Origin of the sequence: Novosphingobium lindaniclasticum LE124 (genome assembly GCF_000445125.1) — a bacterium.
GTDB lineage: Bacteria > Pseudomonadota > Alphaproteobacteria > Sphingomonadales > Sphingomonadaceae > Novosphingobium > Novosphingobium lindaniclasticum.
In genome coordinates this window covers 1-7,741 of the sequence record NZ_ATHL01000066.1, presented here as the reverse complement: position 1 = coordinate 7,741, position 7,741 = coordinate 1, and the positions used below count along the sequence as shown (strand labels likewise).

The 7,741-nt window shown below is 65.8% G+C and carries 6 protein-coding genes and 1 pseudogene; 6 read left to right on the top strand and 1 reads right to left on the bottom strand.

The annotated features are described in order from the left end of the window. The 5 genes and pseudogenes from L284_RS33750 to L284_RS0124030 all read left to right on the top strand — a co-directional run. Positions 1-241, top strand: a pseudogene (locus L284_RS33750) (hypothetical protein); the annotation flags it as partial. A gap of 58 nt (positions 242-299) precedes the next feature. Then, on the top strand, positions 300-1,709 hold the full coding sequence (gene cls, locus L284_RS33745) for a cardiolipin synthase (RefSeq protein WP_021233739.1): 1,410 nt from the start codon (positions 300-302) through the stop codon (positions 1,707-1,709). 163 nt (positions 1,710-1,872) lie between these two features. Next, on the top strand, positions 1,873-2,301 hold the full coding sequence (locus tag L284_RS0124035; RefSeq protein WP_021233738.1) for a hypothetical protein: 429 nt from the start codon (positions 1,873-1,875) through the stop codon (positions 2,299-2,301). An 86-nt stretch (positions 2,302-2,387) separates the two neighbouring features. Beyond that, entirely contained in the window at positions 2,388-3,641 is a 1,254-nt protein-coding gene (locus tag L284_RS33740) for a hypothetical protein (RefSeq protein WP_152524647.1), read from the top strand. A gap of 37 nt (positions 3,642-3,678) precedes the next feature. After that, a complete protein-coding gene (locus tag L284_RS0124030; protein WP_021233736.1) occupies positions 3,679-4,728 on the top strand; it encodes a nucleotidyltransferase family protein in 1,050 nt (349 codons plus the stop codon). Between the two features lie 6 nt (positions 4,729-4,734). Here the strand turns inward: L284_RS0124030 and L284_RS33735 are convergent, their stop codons facing one another. Next, positions 4,735-5,436: a glutamine amidotransferase gene (locus L284_RS33735; protein ID WP_021233735.1), complete on the bottom strand. Its 702-nt coding sequence runs from the start codon at positions 5,434-5,436 to the stop codon at positions 4,735-4,737. Positions 5,437-5,667: 231 nt separating this feature from the next. Here L284_RS33735 and L284_RS33730 point away from each other — a divergent pair, with 231 nt between their 5' ends. Beyond that, the gene (locus tag L284_RS33730) at positions 5,668-7,317 is read left to right on the top strand and encodes a Na+/H+ antiporter (protein ID WP_031341965.1); all 1,650 of its coding nucleotides are present in this window, start codon (positions 5,668-5,670) and stop codon (positions 7,315-7,317) included. Positions 7,318-7,741 lie beyond the last annotated feature (424 nt).

Here is a 7,741-nt window from a genome sequence, read left to right as displayed (position 1 = left end):
CCGGCCCGAGCGGCGGCTGCTGGGCGCGGCGATTGCCGTTGGCGGCGCGCTGGCGGGCGCCTACATCAGCTACCGCGTGCGCCAGCGCCTTGCGCGCACTTTCGGTCATGACCGTCCGGTAGGCCTGGCGGAGGATGCGCTCTCGCTCGCGGGATCGCTCGCCCTTGCGGCATACGCGGCCATGCGCCGGAACGAGGCCGCGCCTGCCGCGCCGATCGGCCGGATGCTGCCGATCGCATGAGCGGCTCATTTCGGTCCCAAAGCTTGCCATCCCGCACGGATTGTCCAACAGTTACGGCATGATCGTTCTGCCCTCTCTAGGCGAAGCCTATTACATCGCCGAGTGGGGCATCCGGCTGGCGATGCTGGCGATCGTGCCGCTCCGGCGCTCGCCGGCGGCGGCGGCAAGCTGGCTGCTGCTGATCTTCTTCCTGCCGGTACCGGGGCTTCTTCTGTTCGCGGCAATCGGCAGCCCACGCTTCCCCGCCTGGCGGGTGGACCGGTTCGAAAGCCTGCGCGGCTTCTTCGAGGATACTGCCCGGCGACTGACTGGGGAAGCCTCACCCGCCACGCAGGCCCCGGCGGAAGTCGTCGAACTGGCGCGCCGGCTCGGCCATCTCCCGGCGGCGGGCGGCAACTCGGTCGAACTGCTGGACGACTACGATGCGATCATCGCGCGCCTCGTCGCCGACATCGACGCCGCGCGCGAACATGTGCGGCTGCTGTCCTACATCTTCGCCGACGATGCGACTGCGGCGCGGGTGATCGCCGCGCTCGGCCGCGCCGTCCGGCGCGGGGTGCCCTGTCATGTGCTGGTCGATCCGGTCGGCTCATACCGCTGGCTCAAGGGCACCTTGCGCGCCTTGCGGAGCCACGGCGTGCGGGTGCGGCGCATGTTGCCGTTCCGTCTGATCCGGGGACGAACCCGGCGCGACATGCGCAATCACCGCAAGCTGTTCCTGATCGATGGAAGGATCGGCTACGCGGGTTCGCTCAATATCGTCGCCAAGGACTTTCGGCCCGGCGTGACCAATCGCGAACTCGTCGCCCGCGTCACCGGGCCTGCCGTCGCGGCGATGTCCGCGATCTTCGTGTCCGACTGGTTCATGGAAACGGAGGAACTGCTGGAACCGGTGGCCGCCCTGCCGGACCCATCGGGAGATGCCGTCCTTCAGGTGCTGCCCAGCGGCGCGAACTACCCACTGGAAGGGTTTCTGACTCTGCTGACCTGGCAGATCGCACGGGCCGAGCGGGAGATCGTGCTGGTAACGCCCTACTTCATCCCGGACGAGGGACTTCTCGGCGCGCTGATCACGGCGGTGCTGCGCGGCGTGGAGGTTCACATCGTCGTCTCGGAAATGGTCGATCAGCTGCTCGTGAACCTCGCCCAGTGTTCCTACTACGATCAGTTGCTGTCGCACGGGGTACGCATCCACCGCTATCGCGGCTACTTGCTCCACGCCAAGGCGGTGCGCATCGATGCGGGGCTGGGCATCGTCGGGTCCAGCAACGTCGATGTGCGATCCTTCCAGCTCAACGAGGAAGTCAGTCTGCTTCTTCTCGACCCCTCCACGATCGCGGAACTCGCGCGAATCCAGCAGGACTATATCGCCGGAAGCGACGAACTGTTGCTGGGCGAATGGCGCGCCCGCCCGCGCCTGCGACACTTCGCGGAGAACGGAGCGCGGCTGGTAAGCCCGCTGCTATAATCCATGGGTAGACTGTAAGCGGCTATTTCGGGGTATCGAGCCGATCTCATCCGGTCTCGGCCTGCGTGGCATCGGGATAGCTGTTGCGGCAAGGCGCAGAATGCCCGTTTCCGGCCTGTTCGAGTCATGTACCTTCTCTCAAACATGGCGAGGAGTCGAAATCATGAAGCTTGCGGAGGAAAGACCGGCCGAACTCGGCCATAACGACCGACGATCCTTTCTTGCGGCCTGCGGGAAGTATTCGCTTCTCGTTCCGCCGGCGATGACGATGCTGCTTTCCACCTCGCTCACTTCGACGGCCATCGCGAAGTCGGGTGGCGGTGGAGGCGGCGGCGGCGGCTCGTCGGGGGGAAGCGGTTCGGGCGGCACGCCGGGCGGCGGCTCGGGCAATGGCGGATCGAGCGGCGACGGCGGCAGCGTGAAGGACGGCGGCGGTTCCGGCACGGGACCGAAGGACACCGGCGTTCGCGGCGGTGACAATCATGCCGCGCCGGTCAGCGACCATGCGAACCTGCCGAAGGCCGAGGGCGGTACGCCCCGCGGCCGCGAAGGAGAGGGTAGGGGCAAAGGCAGGGAAGGCGGCAGGCACTGACGATCATCGGCCCCGGTACGGCGATCGGTTGCGAATCCATCGCGGCGGTCGCTGTCGGGATCGACGCGAACGGGGGAGAAGCTGCGATGCAGCGGGGGGCGGCGTCCGGTGCGCGGATGTCCGGTAGCGATGTCCCGGTGGATGGACCGGACTGCGGCGTGGCCCGAAGCCCGGTGCTGCGTCTGGCCGGGGGCGTGGTGCCTCTGGTCATTGCCGATCGGCCGGTCCTCTTCGTCGAAGCCACCCAGCGCCTGAACGCGCTCAACGGCTCTGCCGGAATGCTCGTCGCGCTCCTCGCTGACGGCATCGGTCTGGCCGAACTGCGCCGCGAACTTGCAGCGCAGTGTGGACTCGCGCCGGCCGAAGTGGATGCCCTGGTGGTGGAATGGAGCGCGCAGCGCGTCATGGCGGCTGATCCGGGCCTCGATACTGGCCTCACCGGAGACCTGGAAGAGCCTTCGGCGCCCCTGCTGAGCATGAGGGCAGGTGAGCGGAACATCCCCATCCGTTTCCCGCCCGGCTCGCTGGGGCGCGAACTTGCGGCCGCTTACCGTCATCTCGAGGAAATTGAAGGGCCGGCCACGATCGGCGGCGTTTGCGTCCAGGCCATGGGCGAGGGGCCGGACGACCTTGTCGGCGTGTTTGACGACCAGGCGGGCATCCTGAGCGCGCGGCACGCGGCGGCACCGGCTTTGCGGGCCGCGATCGTGGATCTCGTCCTGGCGCAACCGGATTGCGTGGCGCTTCACGCCGCCTGTCTCGTTCCCGCGCGAGAGGGCTCTCCGGAGGAATTCGGGTCGGGCGCGATCCTGCTGATCGGGGCGCCGGGGGCGGGTAAATCCACGCTGGCGGCAATGGTCGCCGCGTCGGGAGGCGGGCTGCGTCTGGCCGGAGACGATATCGTCCTGTTCGATCCGCGGCGCGGCCTGGTCATGGGCGTTCCCCTGCCTCTCACGATCAAGAGCGGCAGCTGGGATCGCCTCGCTCCGGCCTTGCCCGGTCTTGCTGCGCTGCCGCCCGTGCTGCGTGCCGACGGGCAGTGGCTTCGTTATGCGCCGCTGCCGTCCTGCGCCGCGCCCGCATGGCGGAAAGTGGCCGCCATTGTCGATTTGCGGCGAACGGACGGCAACCGGCTGGACGGTTTACCCGCGCAGGCCATGCCGCAATCGCCGATCGACTGCCTTGGCCGCCTGCTTGAGGAAGGTTTCGTTCATGGCGGCCACTGCACGCCCACGCAGATACGCGGCCTGGCGCGGATGGTGGACAATGCCGAAACCTGCACGCTCCATTATGCCGAGGCAGAGCAGGCGCTATCCTGGATCGAGGCCTTGCTTGCCTAGTCCGGGTCGATATCCGGCGATGGGCCTTCCAAGCTAAATGGCCGCGAACCTCGCGCCGCAGACCGCGCTTACAGACTTATGTGCATGTCTGAAGGGCAGGGTTCCTGCCGCCATCGACTGGGAAGGCGTGCTCGGGCTTGCCAATCGCACGCTCGTCACGCCCGCCCTTGCGGAAGCTTTGGCCACGCAGAAGGCGCGGATTCCCGACGAAGCGGCGGGAATGCTCCAGGTCATTGCGGAGCGCACCGCCGCGCGCAATCGCCTGATGCACGATCAACTGGTCGAGGCGGTCGCCGCGCTCGGCTCGCGCGGAATCAGGCCGATCCTGCTCAAGGGCGCGGCCCTGCTCGCGCGCCGGGGGCCCCATTGCGCGAACCGTCTGCTTACCGACCTCGACCTCATGGTTCCTCGCGAACAGAGCGACGAGGCCGTTCAGGTGCTGGCATCGATAGGATATCGCCCTCTTGGCGATGCTCCCGCATCCATCGGAAGCAAGCAGGGCGTCGACCTGGGGAGAGAGAGCGACGTCGGGGGAATCGACTTGCACTATCGTCTCAAACGGAGCGGCGGGGAATGCGACGCGGAATGGCTGGAGGCGCAATGCAGCCCGTTTGCGCTCAATGACGCAGTCGCCGCCATGCCCTCGCGCGACGCGCTGGCGGCGCTTTTCGTCCTGCACGATCAACTGCAGGAAGGCGATTACTGGCGCGGCCGGATCGACTTGCGCCATCTCGTTGACTTGGCCGCGCTTGCCGGGGAGCAAGGCGGACTGGACGGCGCGGCACTGGCCGCCTTCTTCCCTCCGGGACGTGCCCGGCGCGCGCTTGCAGTGCAGCTCGACACGTTGGAACGGTGGCTTGACGTTCGCGTGTCAATCGATGCCGGTGGTGCGGGCGGTCGGACAAGGGTTGCGCTCCAGAGATGGCGCAGAACCCTGCAATTGCGGCGTCCCGGCACGGAGACCGCCTTTACCCTGGCCTCATGGGTGATCGACCCGCCTCTCGGGCTCTTCGAACATCGCGGGGTGGCGGCGAGAGGCCGGGAGGTTCGGCGCATGTTGCTGGAGAAGAAGGCCACGAAAGTGTGACGCGCCTCAGCGCAGGCCCTCCAGCCACTCCGCGATCATCGCCTGTCCGGCTTTCACGGCAATTGGACCAAGGCTGTCATGAGCGGCGCGCAGAGAGGCTTCATCGCCCCCGGCCTCGATCACCGCTTCCGGCCACTGCTCGATCCAGGCTTCGAAACGCGGGTCGAGCCCCATTTCGGCATGGAACTGCAAGGCCAGGATGTTGGTCCCGCGCCGAAACGCCTGATGCGCATAAAGGTGGCTCGAGGCCAGCAGTTCGACGTTCGCGGGCAGAGTGAACGTATCGCCATGCCAATGAAGCACCGGCACCCCGGCGATATGGCGGAGCGGACCTGAAAGCGCGTCTTCGTGCACCGAAACGCTGTGGAAGCCCACTTCCTTGTGCGGACCTGCAAAGACCTCCGCGCCCAGCGCGGCGGCGATCATCTGCGCGCCGAAACACACGCCAAGAGTGGGCCTTTCCGCCTCGAGCCGCAGCGCCAGACGGCGCATCTGGCAACTGATCCAGGGATGTCGTTCCTGCTCGTAGACGCCCATGGGGCCGCCCATCATGATCAGCAGGTCGGGCTCGCCGAGATCCAGCGAACCGAAGGAAGGATCGGACACGTCGATCCGATCGACCTCGTAACCGGCAGCCTCGATCGGCACGCGGAAGCCGGCCACGCCTTCATAAGGAACATGCCGGATGATCAGGGCGGTCTTGCTCACGGCTCGCTTTCGTCAAAGGTCGGGAAGTCGGCGAGGAGGATTGATCCGGTGGACCGACATCGTCCATCTTCCAGGCTTCCGAATTCGCGCGCAAGCCCCTTCGTCCGGTGCCGGGCTTTGTTTCAAACGTTTTCCGGCAGCCGATGAACCGCCATTTTCACGGGTGCAGGATTTGCAATCCCAAGCCTATGCCGCCATGGTCCCTCCCGCAAATTATCGAGGAGCGTGGGTTTGGAGTCAGTTTCGGTCGTACTTTTCCTTCTGTTGGCAGTGGTGGTGAGCGGCGCGTTTTCGCGCATGCTCCCCTGGTCGATACCGACGCCGCTCGTGCAGATCCTGCTGGGATGCCTCATCGGTCTTTCGACGTCCTACAGCGTATCCCTTGACCCCGAGCTGTTCCTGCTGCTGTTCCTGCCCCCCCTGCTGTTTCTCGACGGCTGGCGCATCCCCAAGGATGAATTGTTCAAGGACGTGTCGACGGTCGTCGAACTGGCGCTGGGCCTGGTGCTGACGACCGTGATCGGCATGGGTCTGTTCATCAACTGGATGATCCCGGCCATGCCGCTTGCCGTAGCCTTCGCCCTGGCCGCCGTGGTTTCGCCAACAGATCCGATCGCCGTGTCCGCCATCGCCGCGCGCGTGCCGATTCCCAAGCGCATGATGCATATTCTCGAAGGCGAATCCCTGCTGAACGATGCCTCCGGCCTCGTCTGCCTGCGCTTCGCCGTCGCGGCTGCGCTGACTGGCACGTTTTCGGCCGGCGGCGCCGCTCTGAATTTCCTCTGGGTGGCGGGTGCCGGCCTTGTCATCGGTGTCGCGGTGACGCTGGTTGTATCGCGCGCCAAGGCCTGGGTAACGCGCCGCTGGGGAGAGGACACCGGCTCGCAGATCCTCGTCAGCCTGCTCATCCCCTTCGGCTCCTACATGCTGGCCGAGCACTTCCACGCTTCCGGCATCCTTGCGGCCGTCAGTGCCGGCGTCACCATGACCTTCGCGGAGATTTCGCGCGAGGCGATGGCCGTCACCCGCATGCGCCGCAACTCCGTGTGGGATACCATCCAGTTTACCCTCAACGGCATCATCTTCGTTCTGCTGGGAGAGCAGCTCCCTGCGATCCTGGCAGAGGCGAAGGCCACGGTGGCGATCACCGGGCACACGCAGCCCGGCTGGCTTGCCCTCTATGTCGTGGCGATCGTGCTCGGCCTGGCCGCTCTGCGCTTCGCCTGGGTGTGGCTGTCGCTGAAGTTCACGATCCTACGCAAGCGCCAGAGCAACGGCGGCAAGGACATGGCCCCGCCAGTCGGCACCCCGAACTGGAGGCTCGTCGCCGCCATGTCCTTCGCAGGCGTCCGAGGCGCGATCACTCTGGCAGGTGTGCTCACGCTGCCGCTGGTGCTGAATGACGGCACTCCATTCCCGGCGCGTGATCTGGCCATATTCCTCGCGGCGGGCGTCATCATCGTCTCGCTGGTGTTGGCGAGCATCGCCTTGCCGGTCCTTCTCAAGGATCTGACGATGCCCGGCGAGCCTTCGAAGCAGGCCGAAGAGGATGCCGCTCGCGTGCGCACCGCCGAGGCGGCAATCAAGGCCATCGAGCGCCATCAGCACCGTCTCGCGGAAAGCCGCGGCGATGCGGACCGCTACGCCGCGGCCGGCGGACGCGTGATGGACCTCTACAGAGAGCGGATCGAGGGCTTGAGCGAAGACGAACGCGACGCAGCCCGAGAGCAGGAGCGCCTGTTCCGTGATTTCCGTCTCGTCGGCCTCAAGGCAGAACGTGCCGCCTTGGGTGAACTGATCCGGACGCGCAGCGTAGGCGGCGAGACCATCCGCAAGCTGACTCGTGAACTCGACTTGTCCGAGGCGCGCTTTCGGGGCTGAGAAAGCAGGCGGCCCTATCGGTGGTAAGGCCGCCTGCCGGTGATCTACGCCGATAGGGACGGGATTCCGCGGCTTCGAACGATTATGAAGATTTTTTGAAATTAGCGTGTTGACCGAATCATTGGTGGGTCCTAGAGGGCGTTTCACCGCAGCGGACCACCTGGTTCTGGTGCGGTCGCCAAGACATTACGGGCAACATGCTCCCCGAGGTCAAAATCGGGGATGGCTGGTTGTCCGAGTTTTCTGTCTGGTGGGTCCTGTTGAGGGACTGCTCTTTGACATTGTCGGTTTTAGATGAAGGGACATGTGGGCGACGGCGCCTGCTTCCGGGGCTTCAGGGCTCGGGGTGGCAGTAGATAGTCGTTACCTTTAGCATGTCCTTACGTAACCATACGTTTAGATATGTGCAGGGTGATGATCCCTG

Coding starts and splice junctions, on each gene's coding strand:
- cls (WP_021233739.1), top strand. CDS start 300: ATGATCGTTCTGCCCTCTCTAGGCGAAGCCTATTACATCGCCGAGTGG.
- L284_RS0124035 (WP_021233738.1), top strand. CDS start 1,873: ATGAAGCTTGCGGAGGAAAGACCGGCCGAACTCGGCCATAACGACCGA.
- L284_RS33740 (WP_152524647.1), top strand. CDS start 2,388: ATGCAGCGGGGGGCGGCGTCCGGTGCGCGGATGTCCGGTAGCGATGTC.
- L284_RS0124030 (WP_021233736.1), top strand. CDS start 3,679: ATGGCCGCGAACCTCGCGCCGCAGACCGCGCTTACAGACTTATGTGCA.